Annotated in this window: 21 protein-coding genes; 11 read left to right on the forward strand and 10 right to left on the reverse strand. The window is 56.9% G+C overall.

What is annotated here, in order from left to right; translation table 11 throughout:
• Positions 1 to 108 precede the first annotated feature (108 nt).
• Complete coding sequence (gene ade / locus J4D97_RS12840) at positions 109 to 1,761, reverse strand: adenine deaminase (protein WP_208307910.1); 1,653 nt, start codon at positions 1,759 to 1,761, stop codon at positions 109 to 111.
• A gap of 279 nt (positions 1,762 to 2,040) precedes the next feature.
• Here ade and J4D97_RS12845 point away from each other — a divergent pair, with 279 nt between their 5' ends.
• The 7 genes from J4D97_RS12845 to J4D97_RS12875 all read left to right on the forward strand — a co-directional run bounded on the left by J4D97_RS12845 (position 2,041) and on the right by J4D97_RS12875 (position 7,163).
• A complete protein-coding gene (locus tag J4D97_RS12845; protein ID WP_208307911.1) occupies positions 2,041 to 2,715 on the forward strand; it encodes a hypothetical protein in 675 nt (224 codons plus the stop codon).
• A 92-nt stretch (positions 2,716 to 2,807) separates the two neighbouring features.
• The gene (locus J4D97_RS12850; RefSeq protein WP_208307912.1) at positions 2,808 to 3,425 is read left to right on the forward strand and encodes a hypothetical protein; all 618 of its coding nucleotides are present in this window, start codon (positions 2,808 to 2,810) and stop codon (positions 3,423 to 3,425) included.
• Positions 3,426 to 3,475: 50 nt separating this feature from the next.
• Positions 3,476 to 3,871 carry a hypothetical protein gene (locus J4D97_RS12855; RefSeq protein ID WP_185282594.1) on the forward strand — a complete coding sequence of 132 codons (396 nt, stop codon included), beginning with the start codon at positions 3,476 to 3,478 and terminating at the stop codon, positions 3,869 to 3,871.
• A 32-nt stretch (positions 3,872 to 3,903) separates the two neighbouring features.
• The gene (gene cmk, locus J4D97_RS12860; protein ID WP_208307913.1) at positions 3,904 to 4,617 is read left to right on the forward strand and encodes a (d)CMP kinase; all 714 of its coding nucleotides are present in this window, start codon (positions 3,904 to 3,906) and stop codon (positions 4,615 to 4,617) included.
• Between the two features lie 66 nt (positions 4,618 to 4,683).
• Positions 4,684 to 5,565 (forward strand): 4-hydroxy-3-methylbut-2-enyl diphosphate reductase, encoded by an 882-nt coding sequence (locus J4D97_RS12865; protein ID WP_185282595.1) that lies wholly within the window; start codon positions 4,684 to 4,686, stop codon positions 5,563 to 5,565.
• Positions 5,566 to 5,709: 144 nt separating this feature from the next.
• Positions 5,710 to 6,306: a DUF502 domain-containing protein gene (locus J4D97_RS12870; protein WP_185282596.1), complete on the forward strand. Its 597-nt coding sequence runs from the start codon at positions 5,710 to 5,712 to the stop codon at positions 6,304 to 6,306.
• Between the two features lie 62 nt (positions 6,307 to 6,368).
• Positions 6,369 to 7,163 (forward strand): alpha/beta fold hydrolase, encoded by a 795-nt coding sequence (locus tag J4D97_RS12875; protein ID WP_208307914.1) that lies wholly within the window; start codon positions 6,369 to 6,371, stop codon positions 7,161 to 7,163.
• Positions 7,164 to 7,310: 147 nt separating this feature from the next.
• Here the strand turns inward: J4D97_RS12875 and J4D97_RS12880 are convergent, their stop codons facing one another.
• On the reverse strand, positions 7,311 to 8,531 hold the full coding sequence (locus tag J4D97_RS12880; RefSeq protein WP_243900286.1) for an MFS transporter: 1,221 nt from the start codon (positions 8,529 to 8,531) through the stop codon (positions 7,311 to 7,313).
• A gap of 81 nt (positions 8,532 to 8,612) precedes the next feature.
• Positions 8,613 to 9,530, reverse strand: coding sequence for an AraC family transcriptional regulator (locus J4D97_RS12885; protein ID WP_208307915.1), 918 nt, complete (start codon positions 9,528 to 9,530; stop codon positions 8,613 to 8,615).
• Between the two features lie 210 nt (positions 9,531 to 9,740).
• Between J4D97_RS12885 and J4D97_RS12890 the strand changes: the two genes are divergently transcribed.
• On the forward strand, positions 9,741 to 11,267 hold the full coding sequence (locus tag J4D97_RS12890; RefSeq protein WP_208307916.1) for an aldehyde dehydrogenase family protein: 1,527 nt from the start codon (positions 9,741 to 9,743) through the stop codon (positions 11,265 to 11,267).
• A gap of 80 nt (positions 11,268 to 11,347) precedes the next feature.
• Here the strand turns inward: J4D97_RS12890 and J4D97_RS12895 are convergent, their stop codons facing one another.
• Positions 11,348 to 11,719 (reverse strand): hypothetical protein, encoded by a 372-nt coding sequence (locus J4D97_RS12895; protein ID WP_208307917.1) that lies wholly within the window; start codon positions 11,717 to 11,719, stop codon positions 11,348 to 11,350.
• A gap of 258 nt (positions 11,720 to 11,977) precedes the next feature.
• On the opposite strand from J4D97_RS12895, the gene J4D97_RS12900 reads away from it, so the two are divergent.
• From J4D97_RS12900 to J4D97_RS12910, 3 genes are all read left to right on the forward strand, one after another.
• A complete protein-coding gene (locus J4D97_RS12900) occupies positions 11,978 to 12,325 on the forward strand; it encodes a hypothetical protein (RefSeq protein ID WP_208307918.1) in 348 nt (115 codons plus the stop codon).
• A gap of 27 nt (positions 12,326 to 12,352) precedes the next feature.
• Positions 12,353 to 12,748, forward strand: a complete 396-nt coding sequence (locus J4D97_RS12905; protein ID WP_208307919.1) for a DUF779 domain-containing protein — start codon at positions 12,353 to 12,355, stop codon at positions 12,746 to 12,748.
• Between the two features lie 162 nt (positions 12,749 to 12,910).
• Positions 12,911 to 13,780 carry a manganese catalase family protein gene (locus tag J4D97_RS12910; protein WP_185282603.1) on the forward strand — a complete coding sequence of 290 codons (870 nt, stop codon included), beginning with the start codon at positions 12,911 to 12,913 and terminating at the stop codon, positions 13,778 to 13,780.
• Between the two features lie 119 nt (positions 13,781 to 13,899).
• On the opposite strand, the gene J4D97_RS12915 is transcribed toward J4D97_RS12910, so the two are convergent.
• The 6 genes from J4D97_RS12915 to J4D97_RS12940 all read right to left on the reverse strand — a co-directional run bounded on the left by J4D97_RS12915 (position 13,900) and on the right by J4D97_RS12940 (position 22,256).
• Positions 13,900 to 14,355 (reverse strand): YybH family protein, encoded by a 456-nt coding sequence (locus tag J4D97_RS12915; protein ID WP_185282604.1) that lies wholly within the window; start codon positions 14,353 to 14,355, stop codon positions 13,900 to 13,902.
• Positions 14,356 to 14,436: 81 nt separating this feature from the next.
• The gene (locus J4D97_RS12920) at positions 14,437 to 14,901 is read right to left on the reverse strand and encodes a glycine zipper domain-containing protein (RefSeq protein WP_243900287.1); all 465 of its coding nucleotides are present in this window, start codon (positions 14,899 to 14,901) and stop codon (positions 14,437 to 14,439) included.
• A 232-nt stretch (positions 14,902 to 15,133) separates the two neighbouring features.
• On the reverse strand, positions 15,134 to 16,054 hold the full coding sequence (locus J4D97_RS12925) for an alpha/beta hydrolase (protein ID WP_208307920.1): 921 nt from the start codon (positions 16,052 to 16,054) through the stop codon (positions 15,134 to 15,136).
• Between the two features lie 131 nt (positions 16,055 to 16,185).
• Complete coding sequence (locus tag J4D97_RS12930; protein WP_208307921.1) at positions 16,186 to 19,482, reverse strand: efflux RND transporter permease subunit; 3,297 nt, start codon at positions 19,480 to 19,482, stop codon at positions 16,186 to 16,188.
• A gap of 191 nt (positions 19,483 to 19,673) precedes the next feature.
• A complete protein-coding gene (locus J4D97_RS12935; protein ID WP_208307922.1) occupies positions 19,674 to 20,846 on the reverse strand; it encodes an efflux RND transporter periplasmic adaptor subunit in 1,173 nt (390 codons plus the stop codon).
• A 12-nt stretch (positions 20,847 to 20,858) separates the two neighbouring features.
• Positions 20,859 to 22,256 carry a TolC family protein gene (locus J4D97_RS12940; RefSeq protein WP_185282609.1) on the reverse strand — a complete coding sequence of 466 codons (1,398 nt, stop codon included), beginning with the start codon at positions 22,254 to 22,256 and terminating at the stop codon, positions 20,859 to 20,861.
• Between the last annotated feature and the right edge of the window lie 170 nt (positions 22,257 to 22,426).

A 22,426-nucleotide genomic window follows, 5' to 3' on the forward strand; every position in this document is an offset into this window, starting at 1 on the left:
GGAGCGAAGGACCTTCTCACATTGAACGGCAAGCGTAACAACGACTCGTTCAACGTGAGAAGGTCCTTCGCTCCGCTCAGGATGACACGCTTTTTCACTTTCCTTCCTCTACACCACCGCCTCCACAAACTGGAACGCCTCGCCGTCAAACAATCCTTTGTCGCTCAGCTTTAGGCTTGGGATAACCAACAAGGCCATAAAGGAAAGCGTCATAAAGGGTGCTTGCAGCGTGGAACCTAGTTCCTTCGCCAGCGCATCTACGGCGGCGTAGGCGGCGGCCACCGCGTAGCCGTCCAGGTCCGACATGAGGCCGGCTACGGGTAGGGGGAGCAGGAGTTCCTGCCCATCGGGCCCGACGGCCGCCAAACCACCTTTTGCCTCCATTACCAGCTGCACGGCGCGGGCCAAGTTCTCATCGTCGCAGCCGATGGCCGTGATGTTGTGGGAGTCGTGGCCCACGCTGCTGGCCAGGGCGCCATGCTTCAACCCGAAGCCTTTGATAAATGCCACCGCAGGCGGCGCCGCGGTATAGCGGTTCACTACCGTGAGCTTGAGAATATCCTGCGTTACATCAGGTACCACCAAGCCGTTCTCGACGCGAGCGGGCACATCGTGGCGGGCGGTGATAAGCTGCCCATCGAAGCATTCCATCACCCGGAGGGTAGGCTGCGGGGTAGGCGCGGGTAGCCGGAAATCCTGGGCCTGCACCAGGTGTGCCACAAAGTTGTTGATGACCTCCACTGGCACGGTCGGAATCAGCGTGCGGCCGTTTTCGGCTACCAGCTCACCGTTGAGGTAAGTTTGTTGTACCGTAAAATCCTGGAGGTTATCTACCACAATGAAGTCAGCGATGTCGCCTTCGCGCAGCAGGCCCACGGGTAGGCGGTAATGTTCCACGGGGTTGCGGCAGGCTACGCGCAGCACTTTCAGCACCTCCTGACCGCGCGCCACGGCCCGCTGTACCAGCTGGTTGATGTGGCCCAGCACCAGCGTATCGGGGTGCTTGTCGTCGGAGCAGAACATCATGTTTTCGTAGTGCTCGGGCAGCAGGTCGATGAGCGCCTCGAAGTTGCGGGCCGCCGAACCCTCCCGAATCAGTACTTTCATACCGGCTTGCAGCTTGTCTAGCGCCTCGCCGGCCATAAAGCACTCATGGTCGGTGCTGATGCCGGCCTGAGCATAGCGCAGGGCATCGGCGCCGGTGAGGCCGGGCGCGTGACCATCTACGGGGCGGTTGTACTGCTGCGCCAGCCTGATTTTCTCCATCACGTCGGCGTCGCGGTTGAGCACGCCGGGCCAGTTCATCATTTCGGCCAGATAGCCGATTTCGGGGTATTGCTGAAAAAGCTGCTCAATATCGGCGGCCGAAATAACGGCCCCGGCCGTCTCGAACGGCGTGGCCGGCACGCAGGAGGGCGCCCCAAAGCAGAATTTGAACGGCACCTGCCGGCCGTTTTCGAGCATGTATTCCACACCGCCTACCCCCAGTACATTGCCAATCTCGTGCGGGTCTGATACAGTAGCCACTGTGCCGTGCGTTACGGCCAAGCGGGCAAACTCCGACGGTACCAGCAAGGAGCTTTCCACGTGCACGTGGGCATCGACAAAGCCCGGTAGAGCGTAGGGTAGGGCCGGATCGGGCGCGGCGCCCGTAGGCTCCAGGCGGTTAATACGACCTGCTACCACGTGAATTATGGCAGGGTATATGGTGTTGGCGAATAAGTCGACGACGTTGGCCGTGCGTGTGAAAGAAGAAGCCATAAGTAGAATGGAGGCGGAGAAAAGCCTACCCAACGGGCGGCCGGGCAAAGAACTTTATATTTGAGTAAACTTCCTCAGGCGTGAAAAAGATTGCAACTCTGGCGCTGGCAGCGCTGCTCATGGGCTCTGGCCTCCTGACTTCGGGCTGTGCCCACCGTTCCTCGCTGGCCAAAAAGACGGCCGCGTATAAGCACCGGTCAAAGGGCAAGATTCCGTGCCCGTGCGAGAGTAATTGATTGGACTATTATTTGATACACCGAGCTAAACGTTATTTTCTATATGAAAAAAGCTTTACTCGGTAGCGTATACCTGTTCGTTGGTCTTTGCTTGTATGGGCAGCACGCGCATGCTCAATTTCCTACCTACGCACCACCCCGTATGCCTGCGCCCGCTATGCCACCCATGATGTATGGCAACACGGGTCCTAGCTACAGCAAAGGCTGGTATCAATTACGGGATGGTAGCTGGCACGAAGGGCGAATATTGCCTGATAAAGAGCAGATTACGGTGAAAAGCCTTGATAAAAAGGATAAATCCGTAACGTCCTATCAGGCTGGTGAAGTAGTGTGCTACACCTTGGCAGGCATCACCGGCGACACAATGCGCGTAGCAAGCAATTTTACGATTCCGCGAAAAGAGGAATACCACGCGAACAGCTTTGTAAGACAGGTATTCAGACAAGGCGGCTATAGGCTTTCGGAATATATTCGGCCTGCGGCTGTGGGCTACGGCACGGCATATCAGTTACTTGAGCTGCCAGGGCAATCGATTCAGGTGGTGCCCACGAAATACAAAGAGTTTCAAGAAATGATGCTCCGCCTGTTTAGCGACCATCCAGGGTTGGTGATGCAATTGGAAGCAGGCAGATTAGGACCAGATAAAATGCGGGACATGCTAGAGGCCTACGCCCGTTGGAAACTGACCCCTCCAAACGTCATCTTCAAAGCTGAATAGCAAGAGAGGCCGATAAACGTATAATAAAATGTGCCGATGTTGCAGGAAATTATATCCCGCAGCATCGGCACATTGCTTACAAATAGAATCGGATGATGAAGATAAAAGATATTAGTACTGCTCTGTTACTCTTTCTATCCCTACCCGTCGTCGCCCAGCTCCGGCCCGAGGAGCCGGCCCGGCGCACGATGTACCCGAACGTGCTGCCCGGCACTATTTCCAACGTGCGGCATAGCCAGTCGGTGCGCTACCAAACTGCCGACCGCCAGTGGCACGATGGCCAGCTTCACCAGCTAAAGACCGAACGCGTCTACCTCGTCAATGAGTACCAACAAGCCATTTCCTACCTACCCACCGAGGTAATCCGCGTGGTATTGCCCGATGCCACGTACGGTGGGGTAGGACGCTTTTTTGCGCAGGAATTATTCGCAGGAAGTAAAATGGGGCTATACCAATACCAGGACATGGAAGCGGGCTTTGTGTGGCAGTTGTTGGGCACGCAATGGTGGCTGCGCCGCCCCGATGGAGCCGTAGTGAAGCTGCGCAGCAACCGCGCCGCGTTCAGCCGGCAGATGCTGAGTGTGGTGGGAGATGATCCGGAACTGGCCAAGCGCCTGCAAGCCCGCGCCTACCGCCGCCGCGACGCAGCGGCCGTTTTAGAGCAATACCAGCAGTGGCAACAGGCACAATCGGCGGCGCCTCGGCAATAAACTACTGCGCAGGGCGGCCACTTCCGAGGAGCTTCGTACTTTTGTACGCCATGCCCGAAGCCGAATCGCCCCTTGCCTCTCTCCACCGTGCCGCCGAGGCTGTGCGGCAACAGTTGCGCTTGAACGCCTATGATGCGGCCGCCGTGGACCGACTAGCTGCTTTTATCGAGGAGCAGCGCGCTACCATCAAGCCCGCCGAGCAGGAGGGCGTGGTAATGGCGCTGGGCTGTTTTCTGGGGCAGTGCCTGGTGCATACCTACCAGGGCGAGTGGGCCGCCGGCCTCGACAATACCACGGGGGTAGGCATTGGGGGCAAGAGTTTTTTCAACCCTTTCTACCGCGTGGCGCAACAGTTGGCGCACGGGCTGCCCGAGTCGGTGGCCGTATTTTTTGCCCAGGTGCCCGCGCATCTGCAAGCTGCTCAACGTCGTAAAAACTGGATTTAGTGGACACTCCTCCTTCGCCTAGCCCCTTCGCCATGCGCCAGCTCGTTATTGCCATCGATGGTCACTCCTCCTGTGGCAAGAGCACCACGGCCAAGGCTGTAGCTGCCGAGCTAGGCTACGCGTATATCGACACCGGGGCTATGTACCGGGCCGTGACGCTCTACCTGCTGGAGCACCAGATTGCTTTCGACGACCTGCCGCGTGTAGAGGAAGCCCTGCACCAGATGCAGATTTCTTTTAAGCGCAACCGCAAAACGGGCCGCAACGAACTCTGCCTCGACGGGCACGTGCGCGAAGACGAAATCCGGCAGATGCGCATCTCCAACTCCGTAAGCGAAGTATCTGTGATTCCGGCCGTGCGCCACGCCCTGGTGCGGCAGCAGCAGCAGATGGGCCGCAAGCGCGGCATCGTAATGGACGGTCGCGACATTGGTACCACCGTGTTTCCGGATGCGGAGGTCAAGATTTTTATGACCGCCGACACCCACACCCGCGCCCTGCGCCGGCAGGAGGAGCTGGCCGTGAAAAACGAGGTAGTAGAGCTGGCCGATATCATCGACAACCTAGAAAAACGCGACCACATCGACTCCACCCGCGCCGAAAGCCCCCTGCGCCGCGCCTCCGATGCCGTGCTGCTCGATACCTCGCACATGACCATCGACGAGCAGGTAGACTTTGTGCTGGAACGGGCCTCAGCAGCGTTGTTTGCGCCTATGGCGGCCGGCAGTGAACGGAATGGCAGCTAAGCGGTTATATAAGTAAAATTGCGCAGCCGATTGGCATTTGGCGCTCTGTTTGCAGATCAAAAAGCTATGAACATCACCATCGACAAAAATTCGGGCTACTGCTTCGGCGTTGAATTCGCCATTCAGATGGCCGAGGATGAGCTGGCGCACGAGGAAACCCTGTATTGCCTAGGCGATATTGTGCACAATCGGATGGAGGTGGAGCGTCTGCACGCACTAGGCCTGCGCATCATCGACCGCGAGCAGCTGGGCACGCTCCACGATTGCAAGGTGCTGATTCGGGCGCACGGCGAGCCGCCGGAAACCTATCAGCTGGCCATGCAGAACAATCTGGAGCTGATTGACGCCTCTTGCCCGGTGGTATTGAAGCTGCAAAACCGCGTGAAGCACGCCTTCGACATCAGCAACCGCCAGCAAGGACAAATCGTCATTTACGGGCAGCCCGGCCACGCTGAGGTAGCGGGCCTAGCCGGCCAGACCGGCAACCAAGCCATCATCGTGATGAATGAGGCCGACCTGGACCAAGTAGACTTTTCGCGCCCCGTCACGCTGTTCAGCCAGACCACCAAGAGCACGGCCGGCTTCTACCACATGAAGCAGGTAATTGAGGAGCGCATTGCCGCCGCCGGTGTCGATGTAGCTACCTTCGACGCCAACGACAGCATTTGCCGCCAGGTGAGCAACCGCGAGCCGGCTTTAGCTAAGTTTGCCACTCAGCACGACGTGATTGTGTTCGTGAGCGGCCGTAAAAGCTCCAATGGCAAGGCTCTGTTTAGTGTCGTGAACAAAACCAACCCGCGCAGCTACTTCGTGGAGAACGAGGAAGACTTGCAGGACGAGTGGTTCCAGGACGCGCAATCGGTAGGGATTTGCGGGGCCACCAGCACGCCCATGTGGCTGATGCAGCAGGTTGCTGACCGCATTGCTCAGATTGGGGAGCTTGTGTAAGCCACCCGCCAGCGAATAGCGATACATCATACATTCAAGCAAATGCCCGGCCGGTGCCCTACCAGCCGGGCATTTGTCATGTTAGGGTAGGGGGTGTGGCATGATTTGCGCCCTACCCTCAGAAGTAAATGCTGATTCTGTTGCATGCGTAACCTTCCGAACTATTTTCTGAGCGGGCTGCTGGTAGTAGCGCCCATTGCCCTTACCATTTATATTCTGATAGCCGCCTTCACCTGGCTCGACCACCTGTTTTATGTGGAAGGTGTGCCAGGACTGGGGCTGCTGCTGTTGGCCGCGTTGATAACCAGCATAGGTTTTCTGGCAACCAGCTTTCTAGTACGCCCTTGGCTGACGATTACGCAACGGATGCTGCACCGCATGCCACTGGTGGGCATCATTTATTCCAGTATCAAGGATCTGTTTGCGGCTTTTGTGGGCGATAATCAGAAGTTTAACCGGCCGGTGCTGGTGCGCATCAATGCCGAGCTGCCCGCCTACCGTATGGGCTTTGCCACCCAGGAGAACATTGTGGCCCTTGACCAACCGCATCTGGTAGCCGTGTATTACCCACATTCTTACAATTTCTCGGGTGAGTTACAACTGGTGCCTGTGGAGAGTATTACGTACCTGAATATTTCTAGTAGTGAGGCCATGAAGTTTATCGTGTCGGGTGGGGTGTCCAGCATCCGAGGGGTGCCAGTGCCGCGCGAAGGTGAGTCCAATGATGCTAGGGTAGGATAAACGGGCACGTATTGACGCGCCGCCGTGTTCTAAAGGGCTATTTTCTCATTAGAATACGATACTTGAAAACCACACTTCATTTCCAGCGCTATGGCTCCGGGCCGCGGGTGGTACTGGCGTTTCATGGGTACGGGCAGGGCCACGGTCACTGGCGCAGCCTGGTATCGGTGCTGGGCGAGCAGCGGGTGAGCGTGTACGCGTTCGACTTGTTCTACCACGGCCAGAGCCGCCTCAGCCGCACCGATGCCCCCCTCACCAAACAACGTCTGGGTGAGTTGCTGGCGGATTTCCTGCGCGAGCAGCAAATTGACACGTTCGGTCTGCTGGCGTTTAGCATGGGCGCCAAGTTCGCCCTCACCGCCGCCGAGCGTTTCCCTGAGAAGGTAGAGCAGCTCTGGCTACTCGCGCCCGATGGCTTGCAACGGCAGTTCTGGTATTCACTGGCTACCACTCCGCCGTTTATGCGCAACCTGCTGGGCCGCACCGTGCTGCGCCCGCAGCGCCTGCTAGGCTTCATCGATTCGTTGCGGCAGCGGCGCTTGGTAGACGCCGGTTTGGTGCGCTTTGCCGAATGGCAGTTGGATAGCCGCGAGAAACGCCTGCGTATCTACCGTAGTTGGGTAGGGTTTCGCAAGCTTACGTTCTCGCTGAAAGCACTGGCCCGGCTGCTAAACAAACGCCCTACCCCCGTTACGTTCTTTCTAGGTCGTCACGATCAGGTGATTCCGCACGCGGGCTTGCAGCAGTTTATAGCCACCCTCACCAACGCCCGCACGGTGCTGCTAGACACCGGCCACGCCGGGTTGATCTACGAGGTAGCCGCCTACGTGCACCGTCATCCGGAGGCGCAATGGTGAGAGAGTTGAGGAGGGCAAGGGGCGAGGAGAGTTAAGAAGGGTGTCATCCTGAGCTTGCGAAGGACCTTATTACGTATGAGCGACAGGTATAATAACAAATCGTTTCAGCATAATAAGGTACTTCGCAAGCTCAGGATGACACCCTTCCTACCGCCCGTAGAACCGATTAACCAGCCAGGCTGTGCCAACAAATACCAGCCCTACCCCGCATACGCCCGGCCAGCTGAAGGCCGTCCAGGCCAGCCCGCCGGCGTAGGAGCCTATTGAAGCGCCGATAAAGGAGGCCGTCATATACACCGTGTTGAGGCGACTGCGGGCCTCGGGCACCAGCGCAAACACCTGCGACTGGTTGGAAATGTGCGTGAGCTGCTGGCCAACGTCGAGAACGACTACCCCGATAATCAGCCCGATGAGGTAGTGCCCGCCCAGCGCTAGCAACACGTAGGCGCCCAGAAACAGCAAAATACCACCGCCCAAGGCGTATTCGGCACCGCGCTTATCGGCTGATTTGCCAGCCAGCGGCGCAGCCAGCGCACCCGACGCCCCAATCAAACCAAACAGACCGGCCGTGTCGCTGTGGTAGCCGTAGGCAGGACTTTCGAGAAAGAACACGAGGGTAGTCCAGAACGCACTAAAGCCCGCAAACATGCAGGCGCCTACCAGCGCCGAGCGCCGCAGCAGCGGCTGCTCGCGGGTGAGGTTGCCCAAGGAGCGGAGCAGCTCTTTGTAGCTGCCGCTGAACAGCGGCTGATGCCGGGGCAGCATCAAAAGCAGGATGCCGCTGAGCACCACCATGGTAGCCGCGGCTGCCCAGAACATGGTGCGCCACCCAAAATGCGCCCCCACATAGCCGCTGATGGTGCGCGAAAGCAAAATACCAATCAGCAAGCCGCTCATTACCTTACCCACTACCCGGCCACGCTCCTGATCGTTAGCGAGGTGAGCAGCCAGTGGCATCAACAATTGCGGCACCGAGGAAAACAAGCCGGTAAGCAAGCTGGCAGTAAGCAAAATACCAAAGGTAGGCGCCACAGCCACCACCACTAAGCAGGCCGCTGCGCCCAGCAATTGCAGGATAATCAGCTTTTTCTGTTCCAGCTTGTCGCCGAGCGGCACCATGAAGAGTAGGCCCAGCGTGTAGCCTACCTGCGTGGCCGTGGCTACCAGGCTGGCCCTACCCTCCGTAATACTAAACGTGTCGCTGATTTCGACCAGCAGGGGCTGATTGTAGTAGAGGTTGGCCACCACCAGTCCGCAGGTAATGGCCATGAGCCACACCAACGCCGGTGCAATGGGTGGCTGGGTAGTAGGAACAGGCCGATCAGGAGCGGCAACAGCAAGCGGCACAGCGGCCGGCGAAGTAGGCATAACGCAAGAGCAAAACGCACCCGAACAACCGGGTTAGGTTTACTAACTACCAAGCGCCGGCAATGGTTGTGACGGCACGTTTCAGAGGCAGCGTTTGCGGTAGGCGCCCGGCGTGAGGCCTTCGGTTTGCTTAAACAGCCGCTGAAAATAGGCCGTGCTGGTGAAGCCTACCCGGTAGCACACATCGGCCACCGAGGCAAGGGGTTGGCGCAGCAGGCGTTTGGCTTCGGCCAGGCGCTCCTGGTTGATGTATTCTACGGGCGTGATGCCCAGCTCCTGCCGAAACACCCGGAAAAACGTAGCCTTGCTCATGCACGCCAGGTTGCTGAGCTTGTCGATGGTGAGCTTGTCGGCGAGGTGCTGCTTGATGTATTGTACCACGGCTGCAAAGCGGTGTGAGGTAGCGTGCCGGGCGTAGTTTTGAAAGAGCAGCTGCCGGGCCTGGGTCTGCATCAGGCGCACCAGCATTTCCTGAATAGTGAAGTTAGCCAGTACGTCCTTCACGCGGCCCGTATCGCGGGAGAGCTGCACGAGGCGCTCCAGGGTGCCCGTCAGTTCCGGCGTGTTGGTGAGGTGGGCGTGCTCGGCGGTATCAAGGTGCCAGGGGAGGTGGGCCTCGGCGTGCGGATATTCCTCGTTCAGCAAATCAACGGTTTGCTGGATGGTTTCGGTGGGAATGGCCACGGCCAGGCACTGGGTAGGCGCCTCGTCGGTGGCCTCCGGGAAGTCGATGACCATCGTTTGGTTTTCGCCCACCAGCACCGATTCGCCGGGGAGGTAGTCGAACGCTGGGCGACCGGGCAGGTGCATCACCTTCTTGCCGCGCAGCATGGTCGTGAGCACCAGATGGCCCATGCTTAGAGGTACCTGCTCAGCCACGCGGTGGGTTTCAAACACGTTCAGCTCGAAAGCATCCAGCGAATACACTGTGCGGTTTTCGACCAGCGTAGTCAGCTGCTCGTGGGTGTGGAGCGGGTACGACAGGGTAGGGTAGGACATGGTGAAAGAGCAGATGGGTGGAGCAAAAGAGTGGTTTCAAGTGCTTCTGGTGCAGCGTACAGAAATCGTTTGCAGAAATACGCATGCTGAACCACAAGATTAAGGCAACTTGCGACAATAGAACGCTTTACTGCGAGAATAGTACATCTTTTTCGGCAGAGTAAAAAGTAGCTTGCCCCTATCCGAACACACTCTAAAACTCCCGCTTTTATGGAAACGATGGAAAAAACCACCACGCTGGTGGAGCGTCCTACCTTCAAAGACCATTACGACAACTTCATTGGCGGCAAGTGGGTAGCGCCCACCAAAGGGCAGTATTTCGATAACCCGTCGCCTATTGATGGCAAGGCCTTTACCAAGGTAGCCCGCTCCACCAAAGAGGACATTGAGTTGGCCCTGGATGCCGCCCACGAAGCTTTCAAAACCTGGAAAAATGCGTCGGCTACCAACCGCAGCAACATGCTGCTTAAAATTGCCGACCGCATCGAGGAAAACCTGGAGCACCTGGCCGCCGTGGAGTGCGTGGAAAACGGCAAAGCCATCCGCGAAACCCTCAACGCCGACCTACCCCTGGTGGTAGACCACTTCCGCTACTTCGGCAGTGTCATTCGGGCCGAAGAAGGTAGCGCCACCGAGCTGAACGAAAACACATTGTCGCTGAATATCAACGAGCCGCTGGGCGTGGTAGGGCAGATTATTCCCTGGAACTTCCCGCTGCTGATGGCCACCTGGAAGCTGGCGCCTGCCCTGGCCGCCGGCTGCTGCGTGGTGATGAAGCCCGCCGAGCAAACGCCCGCCAGCATTATGGTGCTCATGGAGCTGATTCAGGACTTGCTGCCAGCCGGGGTAGTGAACGTGGTGAACGGCTTCGGGCTGGAAGCCGGCAAGCCGCTGGCCTCGTCGCCGCGCATCCAGAAGGTGTCGTTTACGGGCGAAACCACCACGGGCCGCCTAATTATGCAGTACGCATCGGAGAACATCATTCCCGTGACGATGGAGCTGGGCGGCAAGTCGCCGAACGTCTTCTTTAAGAGCGTGATGGACGCCGACGACGACTTCCTCGACAAAGCCATTGAAGGCGCCGTGATGTTTGCCCTCAACCAAGGCGAAATCTGCACGTGCCCCTCGCGGATGCTGGTGCAGGAAGACATCTACGACGAATTTATTGCCCGCGTAATTGAGCGTGTGAAGGCCATCAAGCTCGGCAACCCCTTGGACAAGGAAACCATGATGGGCGCCCAGGCCAGCAACGACCAGTTCGAGAAAATCCTGAGCTATCTGGAAATCGGGAAGGACGAAGGCGCCGAGGTACTAACCGGCGGCGACGCCTACCATCAGGAAGATGGCGCCCTGGCCGAAGGCTACTACATTCAGCCCACGGTGTTCCGCGGCCACAACAAAATGCGGATTTTCCAGGAGGAGATCTTCGGGCCAGTACTGGCCGTTACTACCTTCAAAACGGTAGACGAAGCCATCGAAATAGCCAACGACACGCTTTACGGCCTCGGCGCCGGCGTCTGGACCCGCGACGCGCACGAGCTATACCAGGTGCCCCGCGCCATTCAGGCCGGCCGCGTGTGGGTGAACTGCTACCACGATTACCCCGCCGGCGCACCGTTTGGCGGCTACAAGAAGTCGGGTTTTGGCCGCGAGAACCACAAAATGATGCTGGAGCACTACCGCCAGACCAAGAATATGCTGATCAGCTATAGCCAGCAGAAGCTGGGATTCTTTTAGTAATGGTTTAAAGCAGAAGAGCACTGGCAATTTAAACTGCCGGTGCTCTTTTTAGTAGATAGTGGACTATTTGATTTGTGTCAAAGCCTGCCTTTAAAATTACCAGTGGCAAATTTAATCTTAGCCGTTTTGGAATAATCACGGTAAAAACCCATACGAGTATCATCAGTAAGGTTGCTTTCTTCTGCACTACCAGAGATACCATCGTTGCAATCCACATGAAAATCGATAGCGGTAAGCTTGCCATTATCGTCAAATGAGAGCTTGTTGTATCTCAATGTGATGCCTCTTAATAGTAAACGTTGTTTGATTTGAACAACATCATCAAAGGTGAGTTGCCGATTGAATATAACTTCAATTCTTGAAGATTCTGTTGTTGGCGCTTTTGGACCTGTAAAACTACTAGCGGTCAGAAGCAATGTTGTGAGTAGGAATAAGATGATGCTTTTCATAGTCGAAACATTTGAGGTTCAGATACTAATGATGAATAATTAAATATACTTAATTAAAAGTATAGAGTTGTTTATTGACAGCAAAATGTCCTTTAATTGCCTTAGCTTATTCAAAACAGACTCAATTGCTATTAGTCGTGCATTGTTCATGCGTGAGAAGGTCCTTCGCAAGCTCAGGATGACAGACGTTTTCGCAAACAAGCATCTTTTTCACAGTGAGTTGCGTCTCTAACATATCAATATACTATACACCTCCCTATGAAATCCTTACTAAGTATTCTCACTGTCATCAGCACGGTTTCGGCGGCGCAAGCGCAATTGCTACCAGCGCCTCATCAGCAAAACCCTGATTGGAAGCTTCAGAAAGTGGTAGCGCAAACCAGTGCCGGTATTGCCACCGTGCCGCCTCCTGCCACCGACCATATGCCGAATAGCCTGCAAAAAAGTATTTCCAGCGCCGGCAACCACCGCCGCGTGTGGGATGCGAAGCACCAACTCGCCTACGAGTGGGTGAGCCGGCCCGACGAAATGGCGCCGGATAAGCTGGTGCTGGTGCGCGAGCAGCGTACGGGCGCCGTGTATACCTACGCTCGCAAAACCAAGTAGCCTTTGCTCCTACCTTACTTCCTACCCATGCCTACCGCCCGCGTCCTCGTTACTCCCGCCGCCGAAGCCACCATCGACTTGCTGCGCGACGAGCACGGCCCGCTGATGTTTCATCAGAGTGGCGGCTGCTGCGACGGCTCTTCGCCGATGTGCTTTGCAGCGGGCGAGTTTCGGGTAGGAACCAACGACGTGTGGCTGGGCCGCATACACGACTGCGACTTTTTTATGTCGGCCAGCCAGTTCGAGTATTGGAAACATACCCAACTTACGGTAGATGTGGTGAAGGGTAGGGGCGCCAGCTTTTCGCTGGAAATTCCGCTGGGCGTGCGGTTCCTGATTCGCTCGCGCATGTTCACGGAAGAAGAGTCAGGTAACCTCACGCCGGTATTCGATGGCGAGGAATACCCGAATGTTACACGGTAAACCCGTATAACTTCGGTCTTTTGGGATTTATACGGAGAAGCAAGGCCAAAATAGTGTTTCTAAAATCCGTATTTTCTGAATCGTTGTAGCAGTATAGGGAGGCGTATAGATAGGGAACCACAGCGTGACTGTGGCTCTATTCTCCACACCTACACCTTTCCTATGTTCTACCACGATAAGAAAACCCAGTACAAAGTGCGGGTCGAGAAGCCAAATCCGGCGTTTGCGCGCATGTTGCAACAAGCCATTGGCGGCATTGAAGGCGAAATGCGTGTGTGTTTGCAGTACCTGTTTCAGGCCTGGAACGCTCGTGGCCCGGTGAAATATCGCGACATGTTGCTAGACACCGGCACCGAGGAAATTTCGCACATTGAAATGCTGGCTACGGCCGTGGCCCTCAACCTGGAAGGCGCACCCCTAAGCGTACAAGAATCAGCTATTAAGCAAGATGGCGTAGTAGGCGCTGTATTAGGTGGCATGAACCCACGTCAGTTCCTCTCGGCTGGCCTGGGTGCCTTGGCCTACGACTCAGAAGGCGTACCGTTTAGCGGTGCCTATGTAGTAGGTAGCGGCAACCTGATGGCCGATATGTATACCAACGTAGCTGCCGAAAGCACCGGCCGCGCCCTGGCTACCCGCCTCTGGGAAATCACCGACGACCCCGGCATGAAAGACATGCTGTCCTTTATGATTGCCCGCGACACTATGCACCAGCAGCAGTGGCTGGCTGTAATTGAAGAGCTAGGCGGCGCCAAAGGCTTACCCATTCCTAACTCCTTCCCCCAAAGCAAGGAAAATCAGGAGTTCAGCTACGCCTTTATCACGCCCAATATTGATGGCTCGGGCACGCCCGAAGGCCGCTGGACGCATGGCCCTAGCATCGACGGCAATGGCGAGTTCTCAGTTCTGAAAGCCCAACCCTACGGCGACGAGCCCAAACTGGCCCCACCCGTACCCGAAGGTCACGCCCAAACCGAGCAGATGACCATCACGGATACCATCATTGGCAACGTAAAGGACGCTTTTAGCTAAGCGAGACGCGATTTTCGCTTTAACACAACGCCCCCGTTACTCTCAGTAGCGGGGGCGTTGTGTATGATACTGGTAGAGAATGCAAGATCAACTATCAGCGCATGTTTCCAAGGCTGAAATTACTTCACTTGCACGGGCAAATCTTCAAGTTGAGCGTAGCTGAGTTTCCATTTATTGCTGGCGTCCTTTTTCCAGAGCAGCATGTAGTTGCCTTCGCCTTCGCCTTGAGGAGCACCAGCGGTTTCGGGCAATACCTCGGCCGTGAAGGTGCCGGCGTCGTAGGCGAGCTGCGTATCGGCGCTGGAGCTGGCGGTGTAGGTTTTCAGGTTGGCAATGGTGCCAATGGTAGCTTTCACCCACTTGTCGGCTACTTCAGCCTTGCCCTTGTAGTGGGTTTCGCCCTGCACAAACTGCACGTCATCGGCCAGGAGCGAATCAAGCTGGGCCGCGTTCTTACTGTTCCAGGCACCAACAAACTGTTGGTTGAGGCTTTGCACATTCACGGCATCGGAGGCCGTATTGGAAGAGCACGACGCCAACGCGCCACCAAGCAGTAGACCAAAAAGGATTCTCATAAAAAAGTAAAAGGTAGGGAAGACAAAAAAAGCGGAAAGCTCAAGCACAGGCCTGAGCTTTCCGAAGCAAACCAGCTCGAATTACCAGCTCTTGCGGCGATACTCGGAAGTAGGGTAGGGCGTATCCCGCTCCCCGTAGGTGGTATTCACCAAGTAGCCATTGGCCAATACGGTGCTGGCAGCAGCTGGCTGGGCCGAGGCTGAAGTAAGCGCCATAGCAGCAGGAGCGGCGGCTACCCCGTTGGTAGCAGATGCCTTACGAGCGGCCGTGGCACGGGCAGCGGCGGCGCGTTGGGCCGCCGCACGGTTGGCCGCCGCTATTCGGGCGCGCTCTTTCTGTTTGTTGTCGATGTGCTTGCCCACGGCGTAGCCGGCACCGGCGCCTACCACACCACCTACCACGCCGCCCGCCGCTCGGTTGCGCTTATGAATGAGAGCCCCGCCCAAGGCGCCCGCACCCGCACCAATGATAGTGCCTTTAGCTTGCGTACTGATTCTCTTTTGCGCATGTGCCTCGGGGCGCACCGCTGCAAATAAGAAAAGCATGACGAGGAAGATATAACTGGCCTTTTTCATGATGACAGATCGTTAAGGTGAGAAATCAGTATTTGATTCTGACAAGTTTTTGCAAGCATTGTGCCACACTGGTTTTGCCTGCTTTGAGGACACAGGAGGCATATACGGTGCATACTGCCAACTAGATTTTTTTGTTTTATGAAAGTAAAAGTCCCCGGCAGTGGCTACCGGGGACTTTGTACTGTAACAGGATTGCGCGAAGTTACTTTGCTAGCCAGCCGTTGGCCGCCAGCCAGTTGCGCAGGCGCTCGGTCCAGTCGTCTTGGGTGGTTTGGTTGTGCAGGCCAAAGCCGTGGCCGCCCTCGGGGTAGAGGTGCATTTCGGCGGGTACTTTGTGGTGGGTGAGAGCCTGGTAGAACACCAGGCTGTTCAGCACGGGTACGGTCTTGTCGTCCTGGGCGTGCACCAGAAAGGTAGGCGGCGTTTGGGCCGTCACCTGCAACTCGTTGGAGTATAACTGAAGCTGAGCTGCTAGCGCATTTTTACCCAGCAGATTATCCCGCGAGCCCGCGTGCGCGAGGCTATCCGAGAAGCTGATAACTGGGTAGAGCAGCATCAGAAAATCGGGCCGCACCGAGGTGTTACCGGCTTTCGTATCCACGGGCTGTGCGAAGTGCGTGCCGGCCGTGCTGGCCAAGTGGCCGCCCGCCGAAAAGCCCATCAGCCCAATCCGACTGGGGTTTATTCTAAACGCGGTGGCCTGCTCGCGTACCATGCGAAGGGCTTGCTGGGCGTCGAGCAGTGGGGCCGTGCTTTTGTCCAGCTGGCTTTGGTCGTTGGGGAGGCGGTACTTCAGCACGAAAGCCGTCACGCCCATTTCGTTCAGGCGCTTAGCTACGTTGTAGCCCTCGTGGTCGATGGCCAGGCGCGCGTATCCGCCGCCGGGGCAAATGATAACCGCCGTGCCAGTGGCTTTGTCGGCCGGAGCTAGAAAGACTGTGAGGGTAGGCTGTACTACGTTGCTGATGCGTATGCCACCGTTGGCCAGCGTAACGCTGGCTTCCTTCACTTCGCTGGGTTTAGAATTAGGAACGGTTCCCTTGTAAAGGGGCAAAACCTGCTGGGCGTGGAGCATAGGAGCGGTACCGAGCAGAAGCAAGGCAGCAAAGGCAACGTGTTTCATAGTGTGCTAAGATACAGTGTCATCCTGAACGCAGTGAAGGACCTTCTCACGTGCGAACGAGTCGTTGGTACGGCTGTCGTTCTTACGTAAGAAGGTCCTTCACTGCGTTCAGGATGACAAGAAAAAACAGATTACGTGCCCAGTTCTGGCGGCGTTTGCTCGTCGCGCTTCTGCTTTTCGGTCTGTTTGTCGTTTTTCTTATTGCCTTCCGATGTGCCTTCGGGAGGCGTATTGGGCTCCTGCGAGCCGTGCTGGGCGTGGCCGTGCTCCTCGGGGTTATAATCCTTCGACATCTCGGCCAGCTTCTCTTTGCCATAGGCCAGCTTGGTGATGTTCAGGAACAGCACTGGCACAGCAAAAATGGCGAGGAAGGTAGCCGCTAGCATACCGCCCGTCACGGTCCAGCCGATGGTCTGGCGCGACACCGCGCCCGCACCTGAAGCGAAGGCCAGCGGCAGTACGCCCAGAATAAAGGCCAGCGAGGTCATGATGATGGGGCGCAAGCGCAGCTCCACGGCTTCAATGGTAGCTTCCATCACCGGCACGCCAACGTCTACGCGCTCCTTGGCAAATTCCACAATCAGAATGGCGTTTTTGGCGGCCAGACCAATCAGCGTAATCAGACCAATCTGTGCATACACGTTATTGGTGAGGCGAGGAATAAGCGTGAGGGCTACAATGGCACCAAAGGCACCCAGCGGCACCGATAGCAACACCGAGAACGGTATCGACCAGCTCTCATACAACGCCGCCAGCAACAGGAATACAAATAGAATGGAGAGGCCGAAGATGATAATGGTGCTGTTGCCAGCGTTCAGTTCCTCGCGGCTCAGGCCCGAGAAGTCGAAGCCGTAGTCGGCGGGTAGGGTTTTGGCGGCTACCTCCTGCAAGGCCGCAATAGCCTGGCCGGAGCTGTAGCCTTCCTTCGCATCACCGTTGATTTCGGCCGAGCGGAACAGGTTGAAGTGTGAAATCAGCGGCGCATTCTCCACCAACTTATAGGTGATGAGCGAGCCTAACGGAATTTGCTGACCCTGGGCATTCTGCACGTAGTAGCCGTTCAAATCGTCTATGTTCTGCCGGTAGGCGGTGTCGGCCTGCGCCACTACCCGGAAGTTGCGGCCGTACTTAGTGAAGTCGTTGATGTAAGCCGAGCCCATGAACGTCGACATCGTGTTGAAGATGTTCGTGAGCGGCACACCCAGCTTCTTAGCCTGCTCGCGGTTCACGGTTACTTGGTAACCAGGGGTTTGGGCCGTGAAGAAGGTGTAGGCCCGCGCAATCTCGGGGCGTTGGTTGGCGGCGGCCACAAATTTGTTGATGTTGTCCTCAAACGCCTTGATATCGGTACCGGCTTCACGTTGCTCCAGCTGGAAGCTGAAACCACCCGTGTTGCCTAGACCCGGAATAGCCGGTGGCGGCACCACTCGAATATTGGCGCCCTTGATCACCGAAAACTCTTTTTGCAGCGAGGCTATCACTCCTTCCAATTGTAAGGCCTTGTCTTTGCGCTCGTCCCAGGGTTTGAGCTGCACGAAGTAGGTGCCGCTACTGGGCTTAAAGGAGAAATTCAGCGCGTTCAGGCCCGCAATGCCGGAGTAGTTGTTGACAGCTGGTGCCTTCTCCTGGAAGATCTTAGACATTTGGGCCATCACGGCGCGGGTGCGGCTACTGGCTGCGCCCGCTGGCAACTCAATGGATACGTATAGACGGCCTTCGTCCTCCGTCGGGATAAACCCGCCGGGCTTCACACGGAACAGCCCAAACGTGCCTGCATATACCAACACCAGCAGAATGATAACCAGCGGCGTGAATTTCAGGCTGCGCTTCACCCCATTGGAATAAGAGTGCGTAACGCGCGCAAACCACTGGTTGAACTTGTAAAACAGCTTATTGATACCCTTGGCATCGGCGTTTTGCTCCGATGGGCGCATCAGCAACGAGCACAAAGCCGGCGTGAGCGACAAGGCAATGAAAGCCGAAAGGATAACCGAAATAGCAATGGTGATGGCAAACTGCTGATACAGGCGCCCCACAATGCCCGGAATGAAGCCTACCGGCACGAACACCGCCGCCAGAATCAGGGCAATGGCAATAACCGGCGCCGTGATGTCTTTCATGGCCTTTTCGGTGGCCTCGCGCGCCGAGAGTTTCTCGGTGTCGATGTAGTGCTGCACGGCTTCTACCACTACAATGGCGTCATCGACCACGATACCAATGGCCAATACGAATCCAAAGAGCGTGAGCGTATTAATTGTGAAGCCCAGCGGAATGAACAGGATGAACGTGCCGATGATAGCCACTGGCACGGCCAGAATGGGAATGAGAGTAGCGCGCCAGCTTTGCAGGAATACGAAGACCACCACCGTTACCAGCACCAGCGCCTCAATCAGGGTGTGCAGCACTTCTTCAATCGACACGCGCACCACCGTTACCGACTCAAACGGTACGCGGTAGGCCACGTCTGGCGGAAACTTCTTCGACAGCTCTTCCAGAGCCGCATTCACGCCATCGGCGGTTTCCAGGGCGTTGCCGCCCGGCACCTGGTTCACGAGTAGCAGGGTAGCGGGCTGCCCGTTCACGGTGGCGGCGCGGGAGTAGCTGAAGCTGCCTAGCTGAATGCGGGCAATGTCGCGCAGGTACACCAGCGAGCCGGTTTGCGGGTCGGTGCGCACAATCACGTCGCCGAACTGCTCGGCGGTGCTCAAGCGGCCATTCACGAAAATGGTGTACTCAAACGCCTGCGAACCGTACTGCGGCGCCGAACCCACCGAGCCCGCTGCCACCTGAATGTTCTGCTCGCGCAGGGCGGTGGTGACGTCGGTGGCGGTCAGGCCCAGTTGCGACATCTTATCAGGGTTCAGCCACACGCGCATCGAGAAGTCCTGCCCGATGCTGGTCACGTCGCCTACCCCCTTCACACGCAACAGAGCGTCGCGTACGTAGATGTTGGTGTAGTTGTCGAGGAACTGCACGTTGTGGCTACCCTTAGGCGAATACAGGCCCACTACCATCAAGATAGTCGGGTTCCGCTTTTTCACCGTCAGGCCCAAGCGTTTCACTTCGTCGGGCAGTTGGGGCTGCGCTACGCTCACGCGGTTCTGCACGTCGAGGGTAGCAATGTCGATGTCGGTGCCGATTTCGAACGTCACGTTCGACGACAGGTTGCCGTCGCTGGTAGCGTTGCTTTGCAGGTAGGCCATGCCGGGCGTACCATTCACCTGCGTTTCAATGGGCGTCATCACCGTCTGCTCCACCGTGAGGGCATCGGCCCCCGTGAAGCTCCCCGAAATCTGCACTACCGGCGGCGAGATGTTGGGGTATTGGCTGATGGGCAGGTTCAGAATGGACAGCACCCCAATCAGCACAATGACGATGGACACCACAATGGCTGTGACGGGGCGCCGGATAAATACGTCTGAAATCATAAAGTAGGGCGCGGAGGAAGAGCGCGCGTATCGTTGCTGATGTTGACCGTCATGCTGAGCAAGGAAGCGGTGTACTGTACTTCATTGTCATGCTGAGCTTGCCGAAGCATCTCGCGTGCTGATGAAAACTAGTCTCTGCCGTCAGCACGCGAGATGCTTCGACAAGCTCAGCATGACGGCCTTTTTAAAATCTACTTGCCCGAAGCAGCTGGCTGGCCCTGACCTTGCGCGGCGGCGGGTTGGCTGGGGTCGCCTACCTGCACTACGGCGCCTTGACGTAAGTTCTGCACGCCGTCGCTCACAATGGTCTGGCCTTGCTTCAAGCCGCCGCGCACCACCGTTTTGCCTTGTATTTTGGCGCCTGTTGCTACCTTTTGCTGGGCTACTTTGTTGCTGTCGCCTACCACGTACACGTAGAACTCGCCCAGCTGCTCAACCAACGCCTTGGTCGGAATCACGAGTTGGTTGCCGTTGTCCTGGTTGCGCACGCGCACCGACACGTTCATGCCGGCTTTCAGCAGCTTCTTGGGGTTCGGGAATTGCACGCGCACACGCAGCGTCCCGGTTTGCGGGTCCACGGCGCGGTCTACCGTCACAATCTTGCCGGGCATTGCATATTCCTGGTTGCCGGGTAGCTGCAAAGTGAACAAGGAGTCCTGGCGGGCGTTGGTGTTGCGTTGCAGCTCCAGAAAGCGGGTGATATCAGCTTCGCCAATGTTTACGTCCACCGCAATCGGGTCTTCGGCCGATACCGTGTTGATCAGCGTTTGGCCCTGGGTAACCAAGGCGCCCAGTTTCACCTGCGAAATACCAATGGTGCCCGTGAGGGGGGCCGTAATGGTAGCATGGTTCAAATCGAGGTTCACGCTGCGCAGGTTGGCGCGGGCGGCTTCTACCTGCGAGGCCGCATTGGCGCGGCTGGCCTGGGCAATGTCTACCTGCTGCTTGGCCACGGCGTCGAGCTTATCGAGGCGCTCGTAGCGTTGGGCATCCTGCACGGCGCGGTCGTAGTTAGTTTTGGCCACGTCCAGCTGGGCCTGGGCCTCGTTGGCGGCGGCGGCGTAGCGGGTGCGGTCAATGGTATACAGCTTTTGGCCTTTGGTGACACGCTGGCCGTCCTGCACGTAGATATTGGTCAGAAAACCCGTTACCTCGGCCAGCAACTGCACCTCATTTAGGGGTACTACCGTGCCGGGGTAGGTGTCGGTGCTCACCACGTCTTCGCTTTGCACTTTATATACGGCCACTGGCACGGCCGGGGGCGGACCTTGCTGTTGTGCTTCTTCGTCTTTGGAGCCGCAGCTGGCTAGTAGCAGCGCACTGCTGACAAACACGGGCCACACTCGCTTAGAATTCCACGTCATGGGATTCGTTGTTTACTGATTCTGATTGAAGGTAATGTTGCCCAAGGCCCGCTGCACGTCCAGCTTCGTGGATAGCACGTTGAACAGCGCGTTGTAGTAGTTGAGCTGGGCCGTGCGCAGGTCGGTTTCGGCAATAATCACGTCCAAGAACGTGCGCAGGCCCTCGCGGTATTGCAGGTTCAAGATGCGGTACACCTCCTTGGCCTCGGCCACGTTTTGCTCAATCGTGTAGAACTCGTTGAGGGAGCCTTTGTAAGCACCCATAGCTTGCTCAAACTCGCTGTTGATCTGGTTTTTGGCGTCGAAGATGGTCAGGTCCAACTGCTCGTCCTGCAACTCCGCAATTTTCAGATTCTGCAAGCGCCGCGTGCCTGTGAAAATGGGTAGGGCCAGCTGCAAACCTGCCTGCTGGTTGGGGAAGGCTTGCTTATACAGTTCCGAAAAATCGTTGTCCTGGTATACCCGGTTGTAGTTGTAGTAGCTCGACAGTGAGGGTAGGAAGCCGAAACGGTAGTAATCGATGGTATAGCGCTGAAGCTGCTTCTGCGTCTGGAGCTGCTGAATTTCCACCCGCTTCTCGTAGGCTAGTTGCACGGTGGTATCCAGCAACGTTTGACGAACCATTTCCAGCGTGTCGTATTTAAGCGCCAGGTTATTGCCCGCTTCAATGCCCATCAGTTGCTTGAGGGTAGCGTATTTGCCGGGCAGCGCGGCCACCAGACTGCGCCGCTGCGCCGCTGCATTCTTCAACGAAATATCAGCCCGCAGAAAGTCGGTTTTATCGGCAATGCCTACTTCGTACTGCGCTTTGGCATCACGCACCTGGCGTTCCTGCCGCTGCAACACCTCCAGCAAAATCCGTAGCTGTTCTTCGGTCAGCAGAATGTCGTAGAACGCTTTGCTAACGTTGGTCACTACATCAATTTTGTTGAGGGCCGTCGTCTGCGCGTAGTTCAGGCGGGTGGCCCGCACCGAGCGGGCAGCCCGCAACACGTCGTTGCTATACAGCAACTGGGTCGCCTGCAAGCCTACTGTCGACACGTTTTTCAGGCCAAAGCGCACAATGCGCTGACCAGCCGCAGGGTCAGTGAAATCGACGGGCAGCACCGATGCCTGGAGCTGAATGTTCCGGGTATATACACCCGTGCCATTGATCTGCGGCAGCCAGTAGGAAAGCCCGATGCGTATGTTTCGGTCGGCAATGCGCTCATCCAGCTGCGACTGGCGTACGAGGGGCTGGTTGCGCAAAGCAAACTCAACGCATTGGTCGAGGGTAGCATTGGCGGGCAGGGGTTGGCCTACGGGGGCGGTTGTCGGTTGGGCCGAGGCGCCATGCAGCACCAGCAGCATGGCCAAGGCAGCCAGCCAGTGCCGGGGGCTAATGCGAAGCCAGTGGAGGGGCCGGGGCATTATCCCTAGTACATCTTGTATCATGTAATGCAGTCGTTTTACCGGGGCTGCGTAGCCCACCGAAACTGGTTTCGGCGGAGCGCAAGCCCGTTATGTACCCGTTCGGAATACAGAATGTTTTAACTGACCAGGTTATTATTGTGTAAATCCTGCTGTAGCACAGGGGTTTA

The organism is Hymenobacter defluvii, assembly GCF_017589435.1.
Classification (GTDB): domain Bacteria; phylum Bacteroidota; class Bacteroidia; order Cytophagales; family Hymenobacteraceae; genus Hymenobacter; species Hymenobacter profundi.